Here is a 25894-nt window from a genome sequence, read left to right as displayed (position 1 = left end):
GGATGAAAGGAGTTATCTTAGCCGGGGGCAAAGGCATGCGTTTAAGGCCGTTAACTTGTAATCTCCCAAAACCTATGCTGCCTCTATTACATAAACCTGTCATGGAATATAGTCTGGAGTTGCTGAGAAAGCACGGTATTCGTGAAGTAGCAGTTACGGTTCAATACATGGGAGCTGCAATTCGTAATTATTTTGGTGACGGCAGTAATTGGGGAATGAAATTATACTATTTTGAAGATACACCGCCTCTAGGTACTGCAGGCAGTATAAAGCAAGCGGAAGAATTTTTGGATGAGACATTTGTAGTTGTAAGCGGAGATGCTCTTACGGATTTTCATTTATTAAAAGGTATGGATTTCCATAGAAGTACAGGAGGGATGGTTACAATTTTTCAAAAGGAAGTTGCAAATCCCCTCAACTTTGGCCTGGTTGTTACAGAGGAAGAAGGGCGGGTTATGAAGTATATTGAAAAGCCCAGTTGGAATGAAGTTGTATCTAATACAGTCAACACAGGTATTTATATTATAGAACCGTCCATCTTTTCTTATATGAAGGTACACACTTTTTATGATTTTAGTCATGATATTTTTCCGATGCTCCTCAGTAAAGGAGAGCCTTTGTATGGCTATATGAGCGAAGGGTATTGGTTGGATATTGGTACATTCCAAAATTACCGGCAAGCTCACTTTGATTTGCTTACTAAGAAAGTCGGAATATCGATGGAATGTACAGAAGTATTTCCCGGAGTATGGATGGGAGAAGGAGCCAGAATTGAGAACGGTGCAAAGATTCAAGGACCGGCCTTAATTGGCGATCGTGTTACGATTAAGAAGGGAGCTGTGATTCATCCGTACACAATTATCGGAAAGAACAGCTTTATTAGTGAGGATGTACAAATCAGTAAGTCCATTATAGGCAATGATGTGCATGTAGGAAAATGTTCGGAAGTAAATGGAACTATTATTTCATATGGCACAATTATTGAAGAATGTGTTACTCTTTTTGATAAAAGTGTTGTTGCAGATCGAAGTGTGATTGGTAAAAATACAGTCATTAAATCAAACGTAAAGGTTTGGCCAGATCAAATTATTGACGGAGGATCTGTTCTTCTTTCGTCTGTCACAGCACAAGAGGAACGCGATGCGTCGTTGTTTTACCGAGGCGATATTAAGGGCAAGGCCAACATACACATTAAGCCTGAAACCATTGTGAAAATTGCACATGCATATAGTATCGTACTCACATCAAAAGCTACTATTTTAATAGGGTATGATTGTCATCGCTATGCGGAGATTGTAACCCGTGTTTTTATGGAAACTTTACATGCTGCCGGTATTACAACGCGTGAGTGCAAATACACAAATGACGCATGCTTCAGATATATGATTTCAAAAGCTCACGTACAGGGAGGTGTATTTATTTATGTGCAAAGTAACGGGGAGGTTGTATTGCGTTTTTATGATAGTTGCGGAACCATTATATCAGGTCGCTTTGAAAAAGAAGTAGAGTCGGCATATGTTCTAGATGAATCAAAATATGCAGAGATTGAGCATTTAGGAATAAATATATTTTACCCTTCTCAACATATAGAATATGTAAGTGCTATTCTTAAAATGATTCGCGTTAGCAGCATTCGCCAGTGTGCGTTTCATCTGTGTGTATATCAATCCAGCGCTTTACAGCGAGAGATGCTGTCACATTTTTTCCAACAGCTGCATTGCCAGATTACATGGGTAGACACAAACCCTAATGATGTCATGGATATGATACGAAGCAGCGGGGCTGATGTAGGCATGGTGTTGCAAGAACAAGGTAATGATTTTGAATTATATGATGTATACGGCAATGTATATACAAATATTAAAGATACGGTTGCATCTCATATTTTACGACATGTATATCCCCTTACTATCAAGCAGAGAGGCAGTTATATATGCTGTTCGGAACAGGAAGATCATTCCGGTCAGTTTGGTCAGGATGCACTATTACAAGTCGGAAAAATTATAGAGATTATGGCAGTGGAGAATGCTCCTTTACATACCATTGTACAGAATCGTCCCCACTTTCATTTGTTATGGGACGAAGTACTATGCCCATGGAAAGAAAAAGGGCGGGTAATGCGCATGCTAACAGAAGAAGGAGCACAACAAGAGCTCGAAGTATCTGAAGGAATAAAGTTTTTGTATGATCATGGTGAATGGTCATACATTATATCTGACGCACAGCAACCAAAAATTATTGTGTATGCTCAGTCTGCAAATGCAGCAAAAGCGCGTAAGAAAATCCTTAACATAATAGAAAAAATTAGACAATATCAAAAGGTGTAGAATTTTTATTTAAAAAGTGATATCATAGTAAAGTCTGATTTATGTTATTAAAGACTGGAGGGAAATTAACATGCGCGTAAACATTACTCTAGCATGCACAGAGTGCGGAGATCGTAACTATATCACTAAGAAAAACAAGCGTAATAATCCTGAGCGTATCGAACTTAAAAAATACTGCCCAAGATTAAAGAAAGTTACATTACACCGCGAAACAAAGTAAACAGTAGGGATTCCTACTGTTTTTTTGTTGTGAGGAAAGATAGGGTGCCAGGTGGGATAATGTTATAGGTGTTATCAGCGGAGGCTTTGTAAACAAGGGTTTGCTAGAGCTTAATGTCTAATAAGTGTCACTTGTTAATTGGAGGGGGAGAGGCTTCCTAATCGTTTAGAAAAAATGACCCCATACAAAAATGATAGGAACTTTAGCAAAGCCTTTATGTAGCATACAATTTATTGTGCCATTTCGCATACACGTTTGTAATGTAAAGAGGTGAAGCGATGAAAGCAGAGTTGAGAAAAGCAATATTGATGGAATTGAACCATATGACGTTGAAAGAGCGTACAGAGAAATCGCTACTGCTCGCACAACGGTTATATCAACAAGCTGAATGGGAACAAGCACGGACTATTGCAATTACGATCTCGATGGGACACGAGCCAGATACACGCAGCATCATTGAATATGCATGGCATATAGGAAAAAAGGTAGCTGTTCCAAAATGCACACCTAAAACAAGAGACATGGAATTTCGGTATATTACGTCATTCGCACAATTAGAGACGGTTTATATGGAGCTTCAAGAGCCAATGGTTGCTAAAACTGTACTTGCAAATCCAGATGAAATTGAACTGATGCTTATTCCTGGTGTGGCGTTTACGAGAGAAAGAGCCAGGATAGGGTATGGCGGTGGTTATTATGACCGGTATTTACCGAAGTACAAAGGGAGAACAGTTGCTTTGGCATTTGCTGAGCAAATTGTCTCGTCTGTACCGATGGATATGCACGATCAATATGTGCAAAAAGTAATTACAGAAACAGATATTTTTATATGAGAGCTATAGGATTCCCGTCGTAAATTGACGCATGATATGCTTCTTTTTATAATAAAAGATGTGAACGTTTTCTTAAGATAGGTAAAGGGTGAGAAGATGACATCCATTTATGACATTCAGCAGCTTTTAAAACAGTTTGGAACCATTATTTACACAGGTAATCGCATCGCGGACCTGGAGTTAATGGAAGATGAGTTACGTGAGTTGTCACAATCACAGCTAATTGAAAAACAAACATATGAAGCGGCGTTGATGGTGCTTCGCAGTGAAGTGCAACAATTAAAAGAAAGGCTGTGTTAAAACTTGATGTGGATAATCGGCACTTGTTGATAGACTCCTGCGGAAAAAACAAATCAAAGGAAGACCTCGCAGGTGCATAACGTTCAGGAGGTCCCTGTCCGCACGCGGAAAGCGAACCCCCGTAACGGAAATCAACAACAAACTTTAACAGAGCCAAAAGAAAAAATGCAGTGAGGATGGTAATAAAAATGGAAGACAAATGGTTGGTTGGTGTCGATCTTGGTGGAACGACGATTAAGTTAGCATTTATCAGTATGTACGGCGAAATTCTTCATAAATGGGAGATTCCTACGAACATTAGTGAAAGTGGTAAGCATATTACTTTGGATATTGCCAAAGCAATTGATAAAAAGCTGCATGAGTTAGGTGAGATGAAACAACGCTTGTTAGGTATTGGTATGGGGGCACCTGGTCCGGTTGATTTGACAACAGGTGTTATTTATGAGGCGATTAACCTAGGGTGGACAAACTATCCATTAAAGGATTTATTAGAAGTTGAAACAGGGCTTCCGGTTATTGTTGACAATGATGCTAACATTGCAGCTCTTGGTGAGATGTGGAAAGGTGCCGGAGAAGGTGCTAAAGATCTTGTTTGTGTAACACTGGGCACAGGTGTAGGTGGGGGTGTGATTGCGAACGGAGAAATTGTACACGGCGTGAGCGGTGCAGCCGGCGAAATCGGTCATATTACGGTTGTGCCTCATGGCGGCGCGCCTTGTAACTGTGGAAAAACGGGATGCTTAGAAACAGTAGCATCAGCAACAGGTATTGCACGCTTGGCTAAAGAAGCCCTTGCAAAAAGTGGAGAGAGTCAATTGTCTCAGTTTGAAATGGTTACGTCTAAAGATGTGTTTGAAGCAGCAGAAGAAGATGCTTTGGCAAAGCAAGTGGTAGAAGAAATGGCATCTTACCTCGGTTTGGCAATTGCCAATATCAGCAATATTATGAACCCAGAAAAAGTTGTTATTGGCGGTGGTGTATCAAAAGCTGGTGATGCACTTTTGAATCCTGTACAACGTTATTTTGAACAGTATGCGTTTTCACGCGTTGCTAAGAGTACAAAATTGGCAATTGCAACACTTGGTAACGATGCAGGTGTAATTGGTGGAGCTTGGTTAGTAAAAACAAAAATTGGGAAACACTAAATAAAGCAAAAAAGTCTGCGTAATAGCAGACTTTTTATTTTACGTTCGAGAGGTGCGAATTTGTGCTGGTAGAGCTCAAGAAACTTCGTTTTATGTTACTGGCAGTATTCTTGTTTTGGGTAAAGATGTATGTTGTATATAAATTCATTTTCGCAATTGCTGCTGAAAATACGGTCCAAGAGTTGATTTTATTATTCAGCTCATTAAGTTCGCTATTATTTATATTTGGTATAGCCTTGTTTACTAAAGGCAAAATGTATACGCATACTGTTTTGTGCAGTGCTGTTTCACTTACGATATTACTATGCTCTAATATAATGTTTTATGGTTTTTTTGATGACTATTTAACTGTGCCTGTATTGCTTCAAACAAGTAATTTTAGCGATCTAGGATCAAGTATCCGTGAATTATTAAGTTATAGGACCGGACTTTTATTTATGGATATTATTGTATTGTGGTATGTGGCGAGAAAGTGGCCTCAAATCATCCCTAAAGATAAGTTATCTATTAAAAGTAGAAGCGTATATTTCGTTGGTTTAATAACGCTGTTTATAGTGCATTTATCATTTGCTGAAAAGGAAAGGCCACAATTGCTAACACGTTCTTTCGATCGAAAAATACTTGTCAAAAACATTGGTCTATTCAATTATCATGTGTATGATGTGATACTGCAATCAAAATCTTCTGCACAACGAGCATTGGCAGATAGCGACAAGTTAATAGAAGTAGAAAATTTTGTAGGAGGCAAACGCAAACCAAAACACGATTTATTTGGTATTGCTAAGGGAAAAAACGTTATTATTATTTCAATGGAATCTCTGCAGCAATTTGTAATAAATAATACAGTAAACGGACAAGTGATCACACCATTTTTAAATGAACTGATTCAAAAGAGCTACTACTTCAATGAGTTTTATCATCAAACGGGACAAGGAAAAACTTCGGATGCAGAATTTATCATTGATAACTCATTATATCCGTTAGATCGCGGTGCTGTATTTTTTACACACGCAGGAAATCAATATGTAGCGACTCCGGCAATCTTGAGGCATTACGGCTATTATTCAGCTGTTTTTCATGCGAATAACAAAAGTTTTTGGAATCGTAATCTTATGTATCCTGCACTAGGATATCATCGTTATTTTCATGGACAGCATTTTGCCGCCAACGCAACAAATTCTGTTGGATGGGGATTAAAAGATAGAGAAATGTTTGAGCAATCTATTCAACAGTTAAAGTCGTTACCGCGTCCTTTTTACGTTAAGTATATTACACTTACTAATCATTTTCCGTTTCGCTTAGGTGTAAAAGATCAAATCATTCCACCCTACGATTCAACAAGTAGTACATTAAATCGTTATTTTTCTACGGTGAGATATAGCGACGAAGCGGTTCGATATTTTTTTACACGATTACAAGAAGAGGGCTTGTATGAAGATACAATTTTCGTATTATATGGAGATCATTACGGAATTTCTGAAAATCATAACAAGGCTCTCGCACAATATTTAGGAAAAGGAGAGTTCACCCCTGCTGATGTTGTCTTATTACAAAAAGTGCCGTTAATTATACATATACCAGGGCAAAAGGCAAAAGTGATGTCACAAGTAGGAGGACAGATTGATGTGAAACCAACTCTGTTACATTTACTTGGGGTTGAACGTGAAAGGGATATTCATTTTGGGGAGGATTTCTTTTCCCCGCTCAAAGAGCAGTTTACGGTGTTTCGAGATGGTAGTTTTGTTACGGAACATTATATTTATACAAGAGGAGTTTGTTATAATCGGAACGGGGAGGTATTAGATGTAACACATTGTCTTCCCTACATAAAAAAAGCTAGGTTAGAATTGCGTTACTCTGATAAGTTAATATACGGCGATTTATTGCGTTTTCTTAACAATAGATAGAAGAAATATACAGAAAAAGAATAAGCCTATGGAAAAAAGCTCTGAGGCATCAGAGCTTTTAATGTGTAGGCGGATAGCCATTTTTGATGATTGTCATGATTGTGAACCAACCGAATACAACCAGTGTGGCGACAGAAAGTGACGCACCAAGCATATTCTTTTCTTTTAATGTTTTGTAGCTGGAATACAAAGATAAAAGTGTTACTAGTACGAAAATAACAACAAGACCGTATTTCATATAAATCCCCCTTTATTATCCCGCTCTTTCTAAGATTTGCAATATTTCTTCTTTTATTATTGTACAACTTACATTTTCAAATGTCGAGGGTTAAAGGAAAGCGAATACAACACTTATTTGTACATTGTGCAAAATGTTGTATCATGATAGAAGAAGGTAGAACAGTAAAAAAAGGAGGAAACGATACATATGAAATGGCGACAATTGCCGTTAGGTCCATTACAAACCAATGCATATATCTTACATAATGAACAGGGGCAATGTATTGTCTTTGATCCGGGTAGTGAAGGGAAACGTCTTATTACTTATTTACGAAAGCATCATTTACATCCATTAGCGATTTTACTTACTCATGCACACTTTGATCATATTGGTGCTGTGGATGAGGTGAGAAATGCTTTCTCTATCCCTGTGTATGTGCATGAAGCTGAGCAAGACTGGCTGGCGGATACAACTCTTAATGGTTCTAGCTACTTTGGACAGGGAAGTATTACAGCAAAGGCCGCAGATTGTGTAATTACGGAAGAAAGCACGCTTCAAATAGGTGATTTTACATTTGAGGTTCTTGAGACACCGGGCCACTCCCCTGGAAGTGTATCGTATTATTGCAAAGAAGCAGGTGTGGTATTTTCTGGTGATGTCCTATTTCAAATGAGTATAGGACGTACGGACTTGCGTGGCGGTAGCTTTCATGAATTGGTATTGAGTATTGAAGAGAAACTTTTTACCTTGCCTGATGATACCGTTGTAATGTGCGGACACGGCCCGGAAACAACCATTGGATTTGAAAAAGAACATAATCCATTTTTAAATGCGTAACATGATGCAAGCAATTATAGAGGAGATTAAAGCAAGTAAATTGCAGGCTATTTCGTACGCAGATTTTATGGAAAAAGCATTATATGACCCGACTTTTGGGTATTATATGAAACACAAACCGAAGATTGGAAAACAAGGTGATTTTTATACAAGTAGTAATATATCAATATTTGCAAAGCAATGGGCTAAATTTTTTGTTTCGTTAGTAGAAGCCAAAGTCACTTCCCCTGTTATTTGTGAAATAGGTGGGGGAACAGGGCAATTTGCATATGATGTGCTAATGGAATGGCAACGTGTTTCCCCGCAAACCTATAAGACTTTAACCTATATAATGGTGGAAGTTAGTCCGTATCATCGAACGTTACAACAAGAGAGGTTAGTAGACTTAGGCGTACGCTGGTGCACATCTATCCAAGAAGTAGATAGTTTTAACGGAATTGTGTTTGCAAATGAGCTGTTTGATGCATTTCCTGTTCATGTTGTAGAACAGCAAGATGAGTTGGTGGAAATATATATCGCTTTTAATGAACAACAGCAACTGATAGAGCGTGCTATTTTATTAGAGAATTTGGAGGTTATATCTTACTTGAAAAAACAGAATTTCAAGTTGGCGTATGGGCAAAGAATGGAAGTGCCTCTTGCGATGGAATCTTATATGGCTGAAATAGGCCGTGTCTTGCAGCAGGGACTATTTATCACTGTCGACTATGGCTATACCAATGAAGAATGGTGTGAGCCTGTTCATCGCCAAGGAAGCTTACGAGGGTATTATAAGCATCAATTGATTTCAAATCCATTGTTATATCCAGGGGATATGGATTTGACGACGCATATACATTGGGATGGGTTGCAGTCAGCTGCAGCAGAAAATCAAATGGAAACGCTGCTTCGTGTTAAACAAACAACATTTTTGCTTGCTACTGGTATCCTCGAACAGTTGATTGATCATGTTGATGTAGACCCGTTTTCTACAGCAAGTACTCATAATCGAGCGGTGCGGTCATTGCTAACAGGTGGCATAAGTGACACCTTTCAAATAGCGATTATGGGGAAACTGCTAGAAGGCTATCGTGAGCTGCTAGCTGTGACTAATGAAATGCGTCATTCACCTTTATGAGAAATTATATATGATTGTATGTAAAAAGTGCAGCATTTGCCGCACTTTTTACATATAAAACAAGAGTTCCGTTTAATTTTTGACATAAGAAAAGCAACATTTTATAAATGCTGCTTACCTTTCCCCTAATTAAAATAATATCTTTATAAGTTGTGTTACTTTTTCGTTATCAACACTATAAAAGATTTCTAAACCTTTTCGCTCACTCGTAACAATTTTGGAGCTTTTTAACTTGGCTAAGTGCTGTGAAATGGTAGACTGCGGCATGTCAAGGCTTGTATACATTGTTGATACATTACATGCCCCTTTTTCAATTAGTCCCTTCACAATACAAAGGCGAACCGGATGAGCCAGTACCTTCAACATCTCAGCATTTTCTTCAAATAAATTGGCTTCACTTTCGAATGTTTCAATCATTTGCTTTTTCACCTCCGTATATGCTCCTGGCATTAAGATATACACAAAAAATTGTAAGGTAAAGAGAATCTCCTTTGCAAATCTTTTGGCGAAACGTAAAGATAATGTAAAGAAAGAGATTACTGTGTAATTATATAAGCACCTACAGTTATAGACTCTTTTATCTTAACTCTATCAAGATTTAGGAATGATTTACAATGCTCCTGTTGACACACTTCTTCAAACCTAATCAAATACAGCTAATTTGTTAAAGAGAAGATATAAATGTACTTATATAAATCACATTGTAGCACAATTTTTGTTCTTTATATAGTACCATAATACAAGCAGTTGCGAAAATACTTCTTTAGCAACTGCTTGTATCTCTTGGTTATTATAGAAAATATGTTTTTTGTTAGAATAATTGAATGTGACTTTTTGTTCTCTCAAAAGTATTTTCAAAGTCACATATAAGATCATCAATATGTTCTAAGCCAACAGATAAACGAAGCAAATTCGATGAGATGCCTCGTTTTTCTCGTTCTTCCACAGACATAGCAGCATGTGACATCTTAGCTGGGTAAGATAATATAGATTCAACAGCACCTAAACTCACAGCAAAGACTGGTAATGTAATACATGATAAGAATGAGTTTAGAGATATTTCTTCGTGCAATTCAAAGGAAAGAACAGCACCGGGATGTGATGCTTGACGTTGGTGTACGTCATAGCCTGGATGATGAGTAAGCCCTGGATAATGTACATGCTTTATTTTCGGATGTTGATCGAGATAGGCAGCCATAGCTGATGCATTTTGTGCACTTCGCTCTAAGCGAACTTGTAATGTTTTCAGCCCGCGAAGTACGAGCCAGGCATCTTGTGGTGCGAGCACTGCACCGAAAGCATTTTGTAAAAAGCCGAGTTGTTTTGCTAAAGATGCATCCTTTACCACAGCTAAACCTGCAGTTACATCGCTATGCCCAGCAATAAATTTTGTTGCGCTGTGTAAGACCACATCAGCTCCTAGAGACAAAGGACGCTGATACAAAGGTGTCATAAAGGTATTATCTACAAAAGTCAAAGCGCCGTGCTTTTTAGCGATTTGACATACAGCAGCTAAGTCGGTGACTTTTAAAAGTGGGTTGGAAGGAGTTTCTACATATAGTACCTTTGTATTTGGTCTAATTGCGTTTTTTACAGCTTGTAAATTACTCATATCAACAAAGGTGTGCTCTACGCCGTAACGTGCCAGTACTTCTGTTACAACTCGAAAGGTTCCGCCGTATACATCTTCAGAAATAAGAACATGATCTCCTTGTGATAGGAGCAAAAAGGCAGTTGAGATAGCAGCCATGCCTGATGAGAATGCAAATCCTTTCACACCGTCTTCAAGATCGGCAATCACCTCTTCTAGAGCCTCACGAGTAGGGTTTCCGGAACGACTATAATCGTATTTGCCAAATGTATCGGGATTTGTTTGATGAAAAGTGGACGTTTGGTAAATAGGTACACTGACAGCACCTGTTTGTGAATCAAATTTATGCTTATTATGCAATAAGCGTGTATCAAAGGAAAAGTGGTTCATATTTGAACCTCCTCGCGTACAAGATAAAGTGCGTGCTTTACATCTTGTATCAAATCTTCAACATGCTCAATACCCACGGAAAAGCGAAGTAGCCGATTGCATACACCACGTTGTAGCCGCACCTGAGTAGGAATATCTGCATGTGTTTGAGTAGCCGGATATGTAATAAAACTTTCCGTACCACCTAGACTTTCTGCAAATGTGATGAGAGAAAGGGATTGCAAAAATGGATCAATCCATTCTTCGTGTTGTAAGCGAAATGAAATCATTCCCCCTTTGCCAGGGTACAGGACATCTGTTACTGATGCGGAAGACTGCAAGAAAGAAACCAAGGCTTTTGCGTTCTCTTCATGCTGCTTCATGCGCAGTGCTAGAGTTTTCATGCCTCTCATTAAAAGCCAAGAGTCAAAGGGACTTAAAACAGCACCGGAAGCGTTATGAAAATGACCGAGTGCCGTGCAAAGCGCTGCTCCTTTCGCTACAACAAGACCAGCCAATACATCATTATGTCCTCCTAAATATTTTGTGGCACTATGAATGACAATGTCGGCACCAAGCAAGATAGGCTGCTGTAGCACCGGTGTGTAAAAGGTATTATCAACTATGAGCAGTAAATTATATCTTTTTGCAATGTCAGCTACGCCGGGAAGGTCTGTGACTTCCATGAGTGGGTTGGTAGGTGTCTCAATGAAAATAGCCTTTGTGTTTGATGTAATGGCTTCTTCGATATGATGTAGATCATGAGTTGATACATATCTACATCGAATGTTCCATCTGTTTTCTAAATCATTAAATAAGCGGAAAGTACCGCCGTATAAGTCTTCTGATACAATCAATTCATCTCCAGATTTAAATAAAGAAAGTACAAGAAGAATTGCAGCCATACCTGAGCTACAGGCAAACCCTTTATCTCCGTGTTCCAGCTCTGCAATGGCCTGCTCGAGAATCTCGCGCGTTGGATTGCCTGTACGCGTATAGTCATATCCGGTTGATCTGCCAATCCCCTCATGTCTGTAAGCTGTAGATAAGTAAATAGGAGCGCTCACAGTTCCTGTAGTGTGTTCACTTCTGTTTCCAATTTGAGCCAACTTTGTTTCCTGTCTCATATTTTCTCCCCCTTTAATATAAGGCCGTTGTTACTTTCCATTACAGTGTTTTGCGTTCCGCAAGAGCCTCCCCCTGCGCTCCAATCAACAAGTTCCTATCCTCAACACTAGGCTTTAAAACTGCCTAACATAAAAAAGCCTTCTAAGAAGAAGGCTTTATAATGCAGAATACGCTTCTTCTTATCTGTCAAATTCCTTTGAATTTGCTGGAGTTAGCACCTTTTTAACAGAATTGTTAATGGTTGCTGAGGTATCTAAGGGCCAGTCCCTCCACCTCTCTGGATAAGAAACACATATGAAGTTCGAAGTCTTTTTTATACTGTATACTTAGTACCTAGAAAAAAGCAATATTTTTTTGTTAATTTAAAAAATTAAAAATAATTATGTTTATTTTTATTGACTTCTAAAAAGCGAGTATGCTAAATTATCATGAAAAGCGCATAAGTTGTATCAAACTCTTATCGAGAGCGGCGGAGGGAAAGGCCCTGTGAAGCCCGGCAACCTTCAAACGACTTGTTTGAAACGGTGCTACAACCTGCAAAACAACAAGTTTTGCGTGATAAGGGGCGGATGTTTCCGAATCCTCTCCTTTCATAAAGGAGAGGATTTTTTGTGAAATTATTCGCCCTACAAAAAGGGGTGCGATGAATGTTACGAAAAAGAATTGAGGAAGGTATCTTACTAGGTGATGGAGCAATCGGAACATTGCTCCATTCTCATGGATTGCAGAGTTGTTTGGAAGAACTCAATCTAGAACAACCAGAGCGCATCATTGATATACATCGTCAATATAGAGAGGCAGGAGCAGAGGTTATCCAAACACATACATATGGTGCTAATGAAGGGAAATTGCGCGCATATGGCTTGGAGGAGCAGGTTGTTGCTATTAATAGAGCCGCGGTTAGAAACGCTAGAGTCGGAGCAGAGGGTGCTTATATCCTTGGGACGATTGGTGGCGTGAAGCATACGGGAGCCATGATAACAACAGAAGCAGAACGTGAGTTTATGTTGCTTGAGCAAGCGTATGCTTTGCTTGAGGAAGGTGTGGATGGCCTGATCCTGGAAACCTTCTATGATGAAAAGGAATTAATACGAGCTTTACGTATTTTGCGATCAAGAACAGATATCCCCATTATTACACAGGTAGCTTTACATGAGGCTGGCTTGACACAAACTGGAAGATATATTGAAGATGTCTTTGCTGAATTGTTTCAATCTGGTGCTGATGTTGCCGGTCTCAATTGCCGGTTGGGACCGCTTCATATGATTGAATCTTTGACCTATGTGCCCCTTCCACAGAAGGGACATCTTTCTGCCTATCCGAATGCAGGTCTCCCCAAATATGTAGATGGTACATATGTGTATGAGGGAACACCTGAATACTTTAAAGATATGGTGAATCAATTTGCCAATCAAGGTGTCAAACTGATTGGTGGCTGCTGCGGGACCACACCTGCACACATTCGGGCGATGAAAGAAGCATTACAGCAAGCGCCGGTCTTAAGGAAAGAGGTAGAGAGAAGAAATATCATTACCATAGCAGAGGCTCGCTCTCGTCAAACAGGTAATAGTTTAGCAGAAAAGGCAAAGGAGGAGAGAACGATTATTGTCGAGCTAGACCCTCCTAAAACTTTGGATACGAGTCGCTTTTTTGAAGGAGCAAAGGCACTCAAACGAGCAGGAGCCGATGCAATTACTCTGGCTGATAATTCATTAGCCAGTCCACGTATTTCTAATATGGCACTTGGCGCGATGCTAATGAGGCAGAACATACCTGTGTTAACACACTTAACATGTCGCGATCACAATTTAATTGGCTTACAATCCCATTTACTAGGTCTTGCTTCCCTGGGTATGAATGAGGTGCTTGCTTTGACGGGAGATCCAGCTCGTGTCGGCGATTTTCCAGGCGCCACGTCTGTTTATGATGTTTCCTCATTCGAGCTTATTTCTATGATGAAACAAATGAATCAAGGAAAATCACCTCTTGGCAAATCAATTGGGGATGCTACTTCCTTCTCTGTGGCTGCTGCTTTTAACCCAAATGTACGACATATCGATGCTGCTGTAAAAAGGATGGAAAAGAAGATTGCTGCTGGCGCAGATTATTTTCTTACACAGCCTGTATATGATGTGGAGACACTTCTAAGAACCTATGAAGCAACGAGACATGTAAAAGTACCTATTTTCATAGGAATCATGCCGCTCGTCAGTAAGAGAAATGCAGATTTTTTACATTATGAGGTGCCGGGCATCACCCTTCCAGAAAATATTAGACAAAGGATGGATTGCCAGCCACAGCAAGCTATACAAGAGGGCTTGGCCATTTCCAAAGAGCTGTTGGCTGCTGCAGTAACAATGTTTCATGGCATTTATTTAATTACGCCTTTTCTGCGTTACGAACTAACAGAAGAACTTGTACAATATGCAAAAATACAACAGGAGGCGAACGTATGAGCAGGGTTGAACAAGCATTGCAGGAACGAATTCTCATTCTTGACGGCGCAATGGGAACAATGATTCAACAATATGATTTAGCAGCAGATGACTTTGGTGGCGAAGTATATGAAGGATGTAACGAATATCTTGTAAAAACAAGACCAGATATTATTTTATCCATCCATAAAGCATATTTAGAAGCGGGTGCCGATATTATTGAAACCAATACATTCGGAGCTACTAATATTGTATTAAGCGACTATCATTTATCTCATTTAGATGAAGAGTTAAATGAATTAGCAGCCAAACTTGCAAAACAAGCAGTTGCTGAAGTGGGAAAAGAAGCCTTTGTGGCAGGAGCAATGGGGCCGACAACAAAAGCCATTAGCGTAACAGGTGGTGTTACGTTTGAAGAGCTTATTCAGGCATATATGCGACAAGCGCGCGGTTTATTGCGGGGCGGTGTGGATGTATTACTTGTAGAAACAAGCCAAGATATGCGCAACGTAAAGGCTGCATCGATCGGAATACGCCAGGCATTTGAAGAAACGGGTATTACGGTGCCGCTTATGATCTCAGGTACGATTGAACCTATGGGAACGACACTTGCGGGTCAAAGTATAGAAGCCTTCTATTTATCTATTGAACACTTAAAACCGCTCGCGGTTGGTCTGAACTGTGCGACTGGTCCGGAATTTATGCGTGATCATATCAGAACTTTGAATGAGGTATCGGAAAGTTATATTTCTTGTTATCCCAATGCAGGTTTGCCCGACGAAGACGGTCATTACCATGAATCGCCGCAATCGCTTGCAAAAAAAGTCCAAGCATTCGCAGAAGAAGGCTGGATAAATATTGTTGGTGGATGCTGCGGAACTACACCGGCTCATATCCGTGCAATGAAACAGGAGCTTGTATCGCTTTCGCCGAGAACCAAAAAAGTGAGACAAGGTCATTCTGTAAGCGGCCTCGAGAGCCTACAATATGAAGAATCCATGCGCCCACTTTTTGTAGGTGAACGCACCAATGTCATTGGCTCTCGAGCATTCAAACGTTTAATCGCTGAGGGAAAATTCGAAGAAGCAGCAGAAATAGCTAGGGCGCAAGTGAAGCGGGGCGCCCACGTTATTGATATTTGTATGGCAGATCCTGATCGCGATGAAAAAGAAGATATGGAAAAGTTTTTACAAACTGTGACCAAAATGCTGAAGGTTCCCATTGTTATTGATTCTACTGACGAAGAAGTAATGGAACGTGCACTTACCTATATCCAAGGTAAAGCGATCTTAAATTCTATTAATCTCGAAAATGGAGAAGAACGCTTTGAGAAGGTGATTCCTCTTCTGCATAAATATGGTGCTGCAATTGTAGTAGGAACAATTGATGAAATTGGAATGGCGGTCACCGCGGAAAGGAAGCTGGAAATCGCACTAAGAAGTTATAAGTTGTTGACTGAAACATACGGTGTGAGACCTTCAGATATTATTTTCGACCCACTTGTATTTCCAGTCGGAACGGGCGATGAAGAATATATAGGATCGGCTCTAGCGACTGTGGAGGGCTTGCGGTTAATCAAAGAGGCGTTACCAGAATGCTTAACAATACTTGGTGTTAGTAATATTTCATTTGGCTTGCCACCTGCTGGGCGAGAGGTTTTAAACTCTGTATTTCTATATCACGCGACAAAAGCGGGTCTTGACTATGCAATCGTTAATACTGAAAAGCTAGAGCGCTATGCTTCTATTTCAGATGAAGAAAAAGCGTTGGCAGACCGCTTGCTGTTTCAAACAAATCAACAGACACTGGAAGAATTTACAGCCTTTTACCGCGTTGCAAAGCAGAAAAGTGTTGAGGTGCAAGAAACATTTACATTGGAGGAAAGGTTAGCAAATTATATTGTAGAAGGAACAAAGCAAGGTTTATTTGATGACTTGCAAATTGCTTTAGATGAAGGGCAGAAGCCGCTTGATATTATCAACGGACCACTTATGTCAGGTATGGATGAAGTAGGACGTTTGTTTAACAATAATGAGCTCATTGTGGCGGAAGTGCTGCAAAGTGCAGAAAGCATGAAGGCAGCGGTAAGTTATTTGGAACCACATATGGAGCAAACAGATGTGAAAAAGAAAGGAAAGGTTGTACTGGCAACAGTCAAAGGAGATGTACACGATATTGGAAAAAATCTTGTTGAGATCATTTTAGCAAACAATGGCTTTGAAATCGTCAACTTGGGTATTAATATTCGCTCGGATGAGTTGATTCGCCAAGTGCAGGAGCATAAACCTGATATTATTGGCTTATCTGGTCTTCTGGTGAAATCTGCACAGCAGATGGTTACCACAGCCGAAGATCTAAAGGCAGCCGATATTCATGTGCCGATTTTGGTAGGTGGAGCAGCTTTGACACGAAAGTTTACAGATACACGCATTTCACCATCTTATGAAGGTTTGGTTTTATATGCAAGTGATGCAATGAACGGCCTTGATCTTGCCAATCGTTTACAGCGTCCTGATGAACGTGAAAAGCTAATCGTAGAAAAAAGAGAAAAAAAGGTAACGGTTGCCCCTTCAGTAGCAATAGTACCGGAAGAATATGTACCTGTTCCACTAGAAGTGGCGGAAGTATTGCGTCCTCATACATTGCAACGTGTCGTTATGAAAGATATTCCTGTGTCATATATTACGCCCTTTTTAAACAGACAGATGCTCCTTGGTCATCATCTTGGTGTGAAAGGAAATGTACAAAAGTTATTGGCACAAGGAGATGTGAAAGCTGTTGAATTAAACGCGCTTATTGATGAGTTGCTACAGGAAGAAACTTGGCTTCGTCCGCAAGTTGTATATCAGTTTTTCCCTGTTAAAGCAGATGGACAAAATATTTATATCTATGATCCATCTCAAGAGAAACGACTTGAAAGCTTCACTTTTCCTCGTCAACAAAAAACACCGCATCGCACTCTTGCTGACTACTTGCATCCAACAGAACGTGATTATGTAGCGTTTTTCTCCGTTACTGTCGGGTCTGGTGTACGAGAAGTAGCTGAAAAGTGGAAGCAAGAAGGAGATTATTTACGCAGTCATGCCATTCAATCATTAGCACTTGAATTGGCCGAGGCTTTGGCTGAATATACGCACATGTTAATTCGTGACCGCTGGGGCTTTCCGGATCCGGTGCGTATGACAATGGAGGAGCGCTTCCGTGCGAAATATAGAGGCATTCGAGTTTCGTTCGGTTATCCAGCGTGTCCGGAGCTTGCTGATCAAGAAAAATTGTTTCGTTTGCTACGTCCGGAAGAAATTGGTGTTGAATTGACGGACGGTTATATGATGAACCCCGAGGCTTCGGTTACGGCAATGGTATTTTCACATCCGGAAGCAAGATATTTTAGTGTAATGTAAAGTTTGCAGCAAAAATGTACTATAATGATATAGGACGTTTATAGTAAAGGAGCTGCAAAAGTGAAAACAATCGTATTTACAGGTGGAGGTTCCGCCGGTCATGTAACGCCAAATTTAGCCTTAATCCCTAAGCTGCAAGAGGGCGGCTGGAATATACACTACATTGGATCTAAAACAGGAATTGAAAAAGATATCATAGAAAAAGAAGGCATTCCTTATCATGGGATTTCAAGTGGTAAATTGCGTCGTTACTTTGATATGAAAAATTTTAAAGACCCGTTTCTTGTAATGAAGGGGGTAGCGGAAGCTTACTTTTTAATTCGTAAGCTCAAACCCGATGTTATTTTTTCAAAAGGTGGTTTTGTTTCTGTACCTGTTGTGATTGCGGGCTGGATGAACCGTATTCCTGTGTTTCTTCATGAGTCTGATATTACGCCTGGGCTTGCTAATAAAATTGCAATTCGATTTGCCACAAAAATTTTCGTTACCTTTGAAGAAGCCATCAAACATTTACCGGCAGGTAAGGCGGTACATACCGGTTCCCCGATTCGTGAGGATATTTTAAAAGGAAATCGCGACCGCGGTCTTCGCTATCTTGGATTCACAAGTACCAAACCAGTGATTACAATCATGGGCGGAAGCCTAGGGGCAAAGCGTATTAATGAAACGATACGAGAGGCATTACCACAACTGCTTGAAACATTTCAGATTGTGCATCTTTGCGGAAAAGGAAATCGTGATGAATCATTGAATGAAGTAAAAGGATATCAACAGTTTGAATATGTAAGCGATGAGTTGCCTGACATTATGGCGGCTACAGACATGGTGATTTCACGTGCCGGTTCAAATGCAATCTTTGAGTTTTTAACATTGCAAAAACCGATGATTTTAATTCCGCTTCCGAAGGCCTCTAGCCGTGGTGATCAAATTTTAAATGCAGCAGCGTTTGAAAAGCAGGGATATTGCCGCGTTTTGCAGGAGGAACAACTAACAGAAGCATCATTATTACAATCAGTGAATGAGGTATATGGATACCGTCTGCGTTATAAAGAAAAAATGCGTGGCTATTCCGCATCCGGTTGCTTGAAAGAAATTATTGAATATATAGAAAAAGCATGAAAATAACCCTGCGTTTGCAGGGTTATTTTTGTAAGTAGCCGTACTCTATAGATTCCGCAATGATTTGTTTTGCATACTTCCATAATGCTTCCGAGCCGTCGGCAATGACTATGTCCGCTGTAAGATTTGAGAAGAGGAAATATTGTGCTGTTTCTAAGACATTCCATCTGTGTGGTAGTTATGTATTAAAGGTTGCAATCTATCTAAAGCAGCAGCAAAGCGGGCTTCTGGTGTCTCTCTTTCCTCCAATTCGCGCCAAAGCTCATGCATTTCTTGAGCTTGAGCAGGAGGAAGTATCTCAAAAATACGTGTAGCGGCTTTTGGCTCACGCTCTGCTTTATCGTCATATCCTTTTTCATCGTAGCAGAATGTATCATCTGCATCAATTTCTACAATATCGTGAATAAGCAACATTTTAATGACCTTAAGCAGGGAGATATTCTTTTCATTTGCATACTCAGAAAAAACAAGTGCCATGTATGCTCAGCGTCATTTTCATTTCGGAACTTGTTAATTAAATAGGAGCGCCGATACACTTGTTTCATCTTATCAATTTCTACTAGAAATTGAACTTGCTGTTGTATAGTGATGTGCATACATATTACCTTCTCTCATAATTTCTTTTCATGATACAGGAAATAAGAGTTATATTAAAAATTCTGAATTATAAGATTGTGTTATAATGACAAATGAATCATTATTCACTTTCGAAGGAGGAAAGGATATGAAGAATGAACAAATTTGGCTCGTGAGTCGACCACAGGGCATGCCTACGATGAAAAACTTTCAATTTGTTGAAGTGGCAATTCCCGACGTGAGGGACGGAGAGGCTCTAATTCAAACGTCTTACATATCGGTTGATCCGTATATGCGTGGCAGAATGAGTGAAAGCAAGTCCTATGTGGCTCCCTTTGCACTCAATGAGGTTATTACAGGAGGAGCTGTAGGTACGGTTATCAAATCAAAGTCGGAACATCTGCAACCGGGTGATACTGTAATAGGAGAATGGGGATGGCAACGCTATACAGTAATATCTGCTAAAAAAGTACGCAAAATGAATACAAGCTTGGCTCCTGCAACGACAGGCCTGGGAGTACTTGGCATGCCAGGACTCACTGCATACTTCGGGTTATTAGATATTGGTCGGCCACAGGAAGGCGAGACGGTGGTTGTTTCAGGTGCTGCAGGTGCGGTCGGGATGACGGTTGGGCAAATTGCCAAAATCAAAGGTGCTCGTGTAGTTGGAATTGCAGGTTCTGATGAAAAAGCACAACTTCTAAAGGAAGAGCTTGGCTTTGATGAGGTAATTAATTATAAAACCGATGCTATAAAGGATGCTTTAAAAGCTGCTTGTCCAAATGGCATAGATATATATTTTGATAACGTTGGCGGTGAAATCTCAGATCGAGTGCTACGTCTTATTAATAAAGGGGCACGTATTCCTATTTGTGGACAAATTGCTTTATATAACTTAGAAAAAGCAGATATCGGTATGCGCGCACAAACAACTTTGCTTATCAATAGTGCTCTGATGCAAGGTTTTATTGTAAGTGATTATGCAGGAAGATTTAAGGAAGCAGCTACACAGCTTGCTGCATGGCTAGCAGAAGGGAAATTAACATATAAAGAGAGTATTATAGATGGTTTCGAACGTACACCAGAAGCCTTTTTAGGATTATTTACAGGTGAGAATATCGGAAAGCAACTTGTTCGAGTAGAAGCATAAGAGAAGGAATCAAGGGTGTCTTACATAAGAAGGTACCCTTGATTTATACAGGATACTGTGTCATCTGCTGATAAATATAAAGAGACGACGCGAAACGATCGCTTCTTTATGGGATGTGCATCGCGGTATCTGAATTGAAAAAAATGTGATACAATAATATGAAATGTCATATTTATTAAGCGGGGGGACTGTATGCTTGCACTTTATGACAATGTGATGCTCGTTGCTTGTATCGGGTTATGTGTTTTATGGATTGGATATTACGTTGTTAAACGATTTATAAGGGAAAGAAGGTTAAAACGTTCAGAAATCATTGCTGAATTAAATATTTTACTAGAAAAGAATAAAACGGAGGAAAAATGAAGCACTGCTTGTAGTGGACATTTTCTTCCGTTTTTTCTGTTTATACGGCTTCTCCTCTGTTGTATGATTAATATATTCAAAGACAGCCAGGAGGAAGAGGAAGCATGAGAAGTGAGCGGAGAAAAAAGAAGCGGTTAATTATGATAGGCATTATTTCTGCGTTAACCATAGTTTGTGGAATTGGCCTAGTTATTGTGGTATCTCAAAAGCATAATGCTGTGGCAGTTGCTAAGCCTGTTGTTAAGACTGCAAAACAAGCGCAAGATCAAGGTGTTGTTCCACCTCCTGCAGCAGAACCGGAAATTTCTATTGCATTTGCAGGTGATACGATGTTTGATTGGCAACTTCGACCTGTTATTGAACGAAATGGGGCAGATTTTCCGTTTCAATATGTAAAAAAGGAAATTGAAGCAGCCGACTACGCCTTTGTCAATTTAGAAAGTGCTTTTACAGAACGCAATGACAAGTATCCTGGGCAATTGTTTTGGATTAAAAGCCATCCGAGTACATTACAAGCTATTAAAAATACAGGGTTTGATATTGTTTCATTAGGTAACAATCATACACTTGATTATGGACAAGCAGGTATGCTCGACACGATTAAGCATGTAGAAAGCATGGGTTTTATATATACAGGTGTCGGTCGCAATGAAACAGAAGCGTATACAGCTAAAGAAGTTGTTATGAAAGGAAAGAAATTTAAATTCTTATCATTTGTTCGCTTTATGCCTGACAGCGCATGGGTTGCGATTGGTGACAAGCCGGGGGTTGCTGGTGGGTATGATTTAAATAAAGTAACCAGTACCATTCGAACGCAAAAAGGTGATGCGGACTATTTGATTGTTTATATGCATTGGGGCGTGGAAAAAACAAATCGTCCAGCAGCGTATCAAAAGGAATATGCAACACAGATGAAAGCAGCGGGGGCAGATGTCATTGTTGGTAGTCATCCACATTGGCTACAAGGCTTTGAATATTACGGTGATATGCCTGTAGCTTATTCACTGGGGAATTTTCTGTTTCCTGATTATGTGAGTGGTCACTCGGCTGAAACGGGTGTACTTACAATTACGTTTAAAGGGAAAGAAAAGAAGATGTCCTTTCAGCCCTATTTCATTCGTAATAATCAAATTCAACCGTTAAATGGACAAGAGCGAGAGCAAATGCTTCGCTATATGCAATCTATTTCATATGATGTAGAAATAACGGCTGAAGGAACTATTATAAACAAGAAGAATAGTCAATGATAAAGGAGGAGAGAGAATGCGCTTTTATATCGCCTCAGGATTTGCAAATCAAGAAATGGTTCGTAGGTTGACATCGCGCTTAACAGAAGCTGGCTGGATTCATACATATGATTGGACCCAAAATAAGAAAGCAACTGATAGTAAGCGATTGAAAGAAATTGGTGTTCTTGAGAAGGCGGCTGTGAAGGAGGCAGATGTATTTGTCTTGCTGCTTCCTGGGAGCAAAGGTAGTCACACAGAATTGGGAATGGCTTTGGCATGGGGCAAATCTATTGTGGTTTGTCATGAGAAGGATGAACTAGCTACCACATTTTATCATTTACCTGAAGTAAACATCGTGCAAGGTGATATTGGTATGTTAGGTGATTATCTATTGAACAATATTCATATATACAATTCGAGGTGAGTCGTATGGAGCGAAATAAGCTGTTTTTGACGGTTGTACAGGAAAGTGATTTTAAAAAACAAGCTTCTAAAGAACAATTGTTATGTGAAGCTCGTGAGGAAATAGAGGAACTCGTAGATGACTATGGATATGAAGAAATATTATCCGGTGAGCATGATGATGAATTATGTGAGCTTTTAGGGGAAGAGTTGTTTCAGCAGTGGCTGGATAGTTTACGAGGTAGTTCTGATATGCGTCAACAAGCCATTGCGTTTATAAATGGTCTTGGCTTTGAAATCTTGGATCTGATTGTAATACTGGAAACAGAATGCTCCATCTCAAGTGACATATTTACATCAGAAATAATAAAGAAGATGGAAAAGCAATTATATGAATTTCCTATGCTTGGCGATATGTCTATTTTTGATTTAACAATGGAAGAAGTGGATGCTCATTTGTTACGAATAACAAATGGAAAGATTGGTTTATATTTATAAATAATACGGTTTATACAAAGGGAAAAGGCATATCCATACAATTTGAAAAACCAACGCTCTTTTAGACAGAAAAACTAACGTGGTAACAATAGTCTGCATACCATTCTTTGCCCTACCATAGCCATTTCAGCTATAGTAGGGTTTTTTAATTCTTATTCAGATTAAATTATGTCAATAAAATGTTATGATATAAAAAAAGATAGCTGATAAGGGACTATTTCTCCGTTTGTATCATATATATACAGAAATAACGAACGGATAAGAGGTGAGTCTAGTGGACTTTGATATTATAGGGCAAAAAGCATATATTAATCATGGGCCGTATCGCAATCAACTTGGGATTGTTGACAAAAAAAAGCCGTCAGGATACGTATTGAAAGTGGGTTATACGTATTTAGATGTTGAGTTAAAGGATTTGGTCTTAGTAGATGTGGATGTTGCACAATTTCATGATTGGTGTGAAAAAAATGGTATATAAAAGAGAAATCTCTTTTATATACTCCGTAATGTTGCCTTCAATCCATCTGTAACATGTGCTTCAAAAGTACTTCCTCCATTTTGCTGCAACAATGAAAGTGTTGTTTCTTTTACTCCCTCTTGTAACACGCCATATTCAATCTGTAAGGCTGCTAAAGGAATATACCATCGCGCTGTATTCTCCGGATTCTCCATCTTTTCATATTCTAGAAAGCAACGAGCCTCAAGCAAGGCAAAAGCTGCTTCCATACTGTAGCCTTGATTTAAATACTTTTCCAGTTCCTGTTTCATTTCTTTTGTTTCACTTTGCTGTGCAATAGAGCTATGCATACCTTCAATCCTCTCAGAATTATTTCAAGGGGACAATAGGCATAAGGTGATGTCAATTTGTCTCCTTGTAAAAGGGAACGAATATAGGTTCATACGGTTTTATCTTATGTAAACAGCAGGGAAGCAAACGCGTAAGGATAACGACCTAGATACTGTAGTCTTGTCCAGCTCGTGATCTTCGTGTACCTTAATCGTGGTTACACATTGCCTTCGCATTTCTCCTTTCTAAAAACAATGTTGGTTGTTTATATAGTTTGAACGGTTTTGTTATTTACATGCAAAAAACACCGCTAAAGCGGTGTTTATGCAATTGATTCTATTTTTGAAGCTTCTTCATTGTATACACTTGTATCTAATTCACCAAGCACCTTACCAGAAATAACACCGGCAGTCATTGAGCCACTGACGTTTAAGGCAGTACGTCCCATATCGATTAGAGGCTCTACAGAGATTAAAAGTGCAACGATACCAATCGGTAAGTTCATTGTAGAAAGTACGATTAATGCAGCGAATGTAGCACCGCCCCCTACACCGGCAACACCAAAGGAACTAATGGCAACCACTGCAATCAAAGTCAAGATAAATTGTGGATCTAATGGGTTAATACCTACGGTAGGCGCAATCATGACCGCAAGCATAGCTGGATAAATACCTGCACAACCGTTTTGCCCGATGGAAACGCCAAATGATGCGGCAAAGTTTGCGATTCCTTCAGAGACACCAAGTTTCTTTGTTTGCGTTTCAATATTCAATGGCATTGTACCTGCGCTTGTACGAGAAGTGAATGCAAATGCTAACACCGGGAATACTTTTTTTACATACTGAACCGGGTTTAGACCTGTTGCTGCAATTAATGCCAGGTGAATTACAAACATCACCAATAATGCTACGTAAGAAGCTAATACGAAATTGCCAAGCTTTAAAATAGCATCAATATTGCTGCTAGCTACCATTTTTGTCATGAGTGCTAAAACCCCGTATGGCGTAAGACGAAGGATCAATGTTACCATGCGCATTACCACGGTATATATAGCTTCTAACATATTGGCGAATAAAGCAGCTTGCTCCGGACGCTTCCGTTTTACACCTAAGTAGGCGATGCCAATAATGGCGGCAAAAATAACAACTGATATCGTTGAAGTCGGGCGAGCACCTGTTAAATCAAGGAATGGATTTGCAGGTAGAAGCTCTAATAATTTCTGGGGAATTGGCGTGCTTTCAATAGCTGTAAAGCGTTGCTCCACATCCTGTAGACGAGCTGTCTCTGCTTGTCCCTGCTCAAGGCCAGTGCCTTTTACGTCAAAGCCTATGGCAGATGCGATACCAACAGCAGCTGAAATAGCTGTTGTTAATAATAAAATACCAATAATAAAGCCGCTGATTTTCCCAATGTTGGTGGAAAGTTTAAGTTTCGTAAAAGCTGAAACGATAGATACAAGAATAAGTGGCATGACAATCATTTGCAGTAATTTAACATATCCGCTACCAACTAGGCCAAACCAAGCGTTTGATGCTGTAATAATTTCAGAAGTCGGATTGTATATCGACTGTAGAATGAAACCATATAAAATACCGACTCCAAGTGCTGTAAATACACGCTTATTAAAGGAAACGTGCTTCTTTTGCATATAGAATAAAAGTCCAAGTAATACCAATAACACAATAACATTTATTGCAATTAAAAAATTGTTCATCGTAATCCCCCGTTTCTATGAAATATATTTTCAAATATATTACCTAAAAACCTATAAGTCAACTAGGAAATGTCTTAATGCTATTATTTGTATGATACGAATTATTTTTTATTGTGAAAGTATTCTTGTAAATTTGATTGCTTTATTCTGATATTTCTTATGTGAGATACGGAGCTGTGAAGAATGATTAACAAAAATAAAGGTTGTGTTACAGCTTGACATTGGT

22 protein-coding genes, 2 pseudogenes and 2 riboswitches are annotated in these 25894 nt (G+C 39.5%); of the genes and pseudogenes, 17 read left to right on the top strand and 7 right to left on the bottom strand.

What is annotated here, in order from left to right; translation table 11 throughout:
- Positions 1–2 precede the first annotated feature (2 nt).
- From MUG87_RS07905 to MUG87_RS07880, 6 genes are all read left to right on the top strand, one after another.
- The gene (locus MUG87_RS07905) at positions 3–2327 is read left to right on the top strand and encodes a sugar phosphate nucleotidyltransferase (RefSeq protein WP_247086942.1); all 2325 of its coding nucleotides are present in this window, start codon (positions 3–5) and stop codon (positions 2325–2327) included.
- Positions 2328–2397: 70 nt separating this feature from the next.
- Positions 2398–2547 (top strand): 50S ribosomal protein L33, encoded by a 150-nt coding sequence (rpmG, locus tag MUG87_RS07900; protein WP_028399211.1) that lies wholly within the window; start codon positions 2398–2400, stop codon positions 2545–2547.
- Positions 2548–2825: 278 nt separating this feature from the next.
- Positions 2826–3380 carry a 5-formyltetrahydrofolate cyclo-ligase gene (locus tag MUG87_RS07895; protein ID WP_247086941.1) on the top strand — a complete coding sequence of 185 codons (555 nt, stop codon included), beginning with the start codon at positions 2826–2828 and terminating at the stop codon, positions 3378–3380.
- Positions 3381–3476: 96 nt separating this feature from the next.
- Positions 3477–3680, top strand: a complete 204-nt coding sequence (locus tag MUG87_RS07890) for a YqgQ family protein (RefSeq protein WP_247086940.1) — start codon at positions 3477–3479, stop codon at positions 3678–3680.
- 188 nt (positions 3681–3868) lie between these two features.
- Positions 3869–4825 (top strand): ROK family glucokinase, encoded by a 957-nt coding sequence (locus MUG87_RS07885; protein ID WP_247086939.1) that lies wholly within the window; start codon positions 3869–3871, stop codon positions 4823–4825.
- 92 nt (positions 4826–4917) lie between these two features.
- The gene (locus tag MUG87_RS07880) at positions 4918–6732 is read left to right on the top strand and encodes an LTA synthase family protein (protein WP_247087589.1); all 1815 of its coding nucleotides are present in this window, start codon (positions 4918–4920) and stop codon (positions 6730–6732) included.
- A 58-nt stretch (positions 6733–6790) separates the two neighbouring features.
- On the opposite strand, the gene MUG87_RS07875 is transcribed toward MUG87_RS07880, so the two are convergent.
- Positions 6791–6970, bottom strand: coding sequence for a DUF2759 domain-containing protein (locus MUG87_RS07875; RefSeq protein ID WP_247086938.1), 180 nt, complete (start codon positions 6968–6970; stop codon positions 6791–6793).
- 189 nt (positions 6971–7159) lie between these two features.
- Between MUG87_RS07875 and MUG87_RS07870 the strand changes: the two genes are divergently transcribed.
- Complete coding sequence (locus tag MUG87_RS07870) at positions 7160–7789, top strand: MBL fold metallo-hydrolase (RefSeq protein WP_247086937.1); 630 nt, start codon at positions 7160–7162, stop codon at positions 7787–7789.
- A 4-nt stretch (positions 7790–7793) separates the two neighbouring features.
- Positions 7794–8906, top strand: coding sequence for a class I SAM-dependent methyltransferase (locus MUG87_RS07865; RefSeq protein ID WP_247087587.1), 1113 nt, complete (start codon positions 7794–7796; stop codon positions 8904–8906).
- A gap of 129 nt (positions 8907–9035) precedes the next feature.
- Here MUG87_RS07865 and MUG87_RS07860 read toward each other — a convergent pair whose 3' ends face one another.
- From MUG87_RS07860 to MUG87_RS07850, 3 genes are all read right to left on the bottom strand, one after another.
- Positions 9036–9323: an ArsR/SmtB family transcription factor gene (locus MUG87_RS07860; protein WP_247087585.1), complete on the bottom strand. Its 288-nt coding sequence runs from the start codon at positions 9321–9323 to the stop codon at positions 9036–9038.
- A 394-nt stretch (positions 9324–9717) separates the two neighbouring features.
- Positions 9718–10887, bottom strand: a complete 1170-nt coding sequence (metC, locus tag MUG87_RS07855) for a cystathionine beta-lyase (RefSeq protein WP_247086936.1) — start codon at positions 10885–10887, stop codon at positions 9718–9720.
- Positions 10884–11993, bottom strand: a complete 1110-nt coding sequence (locus MUG87_RS07850; protein ID WP_247086935.1) for a methionine biosynthesis PLP-dependent protein — start codon at positions 11991–11993, stop codon at positions 10884–10886. The genes metC and MUG87_RS07850 overlap by 4 nt, the downstream gene beginning before the upstream one ends.
- Before the next feature lie 177 nt (positions 11994–12170).
- Positions 12171–12282: riboswitch (SAM riboswitch) on the bottom strand.
- A gap of 166 nt (positions 12283–12448) precedes the next feature.
- Positions 12449–12559: riboswitch (SAM riboswitch) on the top strand.
- Between the two features lie 82 nt (positions 12560–12641).
- Between MUG87_RS07850 and MUG87_RS07845 the strand changes: the two genes are divergently transcribed.
- The 3 genes from MUG87_RS07845 to MUG87_RS07835 are packed head-to-tail and all read left to right on the top strand — an operon-like array spanning position 12642 to position 18949.
- Entirely contained in the window at positions 12642–14450 is a 1809-nt protein-coding gene (locus MUG87_RS07845; RefSeq protein ID WP_247086934.1) for a bifunctional homocysteine S-methyltransferase/methylenetetrahydrofolate reductase, read from the top strand.
- Positions 14447–17830 carry a methionine synthase gene (metH, locus tag MUG87_RS07840; RefSeq protein WP_247086933.1) on the top strand — a complete coding sequence of 1128 codons (3384 nt, stop codon included), beginning with the start codon at positions 14447–14449 and terminating at the stop codon, positions 17828–17830. The genes MUG87_RS07845 and metH overlap by 4 nt, the downstream gene beginning before the upstream one ends.
- 60 nt (positions 17831–17890) lie before the next feature.
- Entirely contained in the window at positions 17891–18949 is a 1059-nt protein-coding gene (locus MUG87_RS07835; protein ID WP_247086932.1) for an undecaprenyldiphospho-muramoylpentapeptide beta-N-acetylglucosaminyltransferase, read from the top strand.
- Between the two features lie 153 nt (positions 18950–19102).
- Here MUG87_RS07835 and MUG87_RS07830 read toward each other — a convergent pair.
- Positions 19103–19494 (bottom strand): annotated as a pseudogene (locus MUG87_RS07830) (HD family hydrolase).
- A gap of 179 nt (positions 19495–19673) precedes the next feature.
- Between MUG87_RS07830 and MUG87_RS07825 the strand changes: the two are divergent.
- The 6 genes and pseudogenes from MUG87_RS07825 (at position 19674) to MUG87_RS07800 (ending at position 23645) form a co-directional block, all read left to right on the top strand.
- On the top strand, positions 19674–20675 hold the full coding sequence (locus MUG87_RS07825; RefSeq protein WP_247086931.1) for an NADP-dependent oxidoreductase: 1002 nt from the start codon (positions 19674–19676) through the stop codon (positions 20673–20675).
- A gap of 192 nt (positions 20676–20867) precedes the next feature.
- Positions 20868–21038, top strand: a complete 171-nt coding sequence (locus MUG87_RS07820) for a hypothetical protein (protein WP_247086930.1) — start codon at positions 20868–20870, stop codon at positions 21036–21038.
- A gap of 293 nt (positions 21039–21331) precedes the next feature.
- A pseudogene (locus tag MUG87_RS07815) lies at positions 21332–22285 on the top strand (CapA family protein); the annotation flags it as partial.
- A gap of 16 nt (positions 22286–22301) precedes the next feature.
- Positions 22302–22691 carry a group-specific protein gene (locus MUG87_RS07810; RefSeq protein ID WP_247086929.1) on the top strand — a complete coding sequence of 130 codons (390 nt, stop codon included), beginning with the start codon at positions 22302–22304 and terminating at the stop codon, positions 22689–22691.
- 5 nt (positions 22692–22696) lie between these two features.
- Positions 22697–23167 carry a hypothetical protein gene (locus MUG87_RS07805; protein ID WP_247086928.1) on the top strand — a complete coding sequence of 157 codons (471 nt, stop codon included), beginning with the start codon at positions 22697–22699 and terminating at the stop codon, positions 23165–23167.
- Positions 23168–23441: 274 nt separating this feature from the next.
- A complete protein-coding gene (locus MUG87_RS07800) occupies positions 23442–23645 on the top strand; it encodes a DUF3912 family protein (protein ID WP_124563401.1) in 204 nt (67 codons plus the stop codon).
- 14 nt (positions 23646–23659) lie between these two features.
- Here MUG87_RS07800 and MUG87_RS07795 read toward each other — a convergent pair whose 3' ends face one another.
- Positions 23660–23974, bottom strand: a complete 315-nt coding sequence (locus MUG87_RS07795) for a hypothetical protein (RefSeq protein WP_247086927.1) — start codon at positions 23972–23974, stop codon at positions 23660–23662.
- Between the two features lie 302 nt (positions 23975–24276).
- Complete coding sequence (locus tag MUG87_RS07790) at positions 24277–25668, bottom strand: L-cystine transporter (protein WP_247086926.1); 1392 nt, start codon at positions 25666–25668, stop codon at positions 24277–24279.
- Positions 25669–25894: the final 226 nt, after the last annotated feature.

It is taken from the genome of Ectobacillus sp. JY-23 (assembly GCF_023022965.1).
In the GTDB taxonomy this organism is placed as follows: domain Bacteria; phylum Bacillota; class Bacilli; order Bacillales; family Bacillaceae_G; genus Ectobacillus.
The sequence above is the reverse complement of the archived record's forward strand: the minus strand, read 5'-3'. Positions and strand labels throughout refer to the sequence as shown.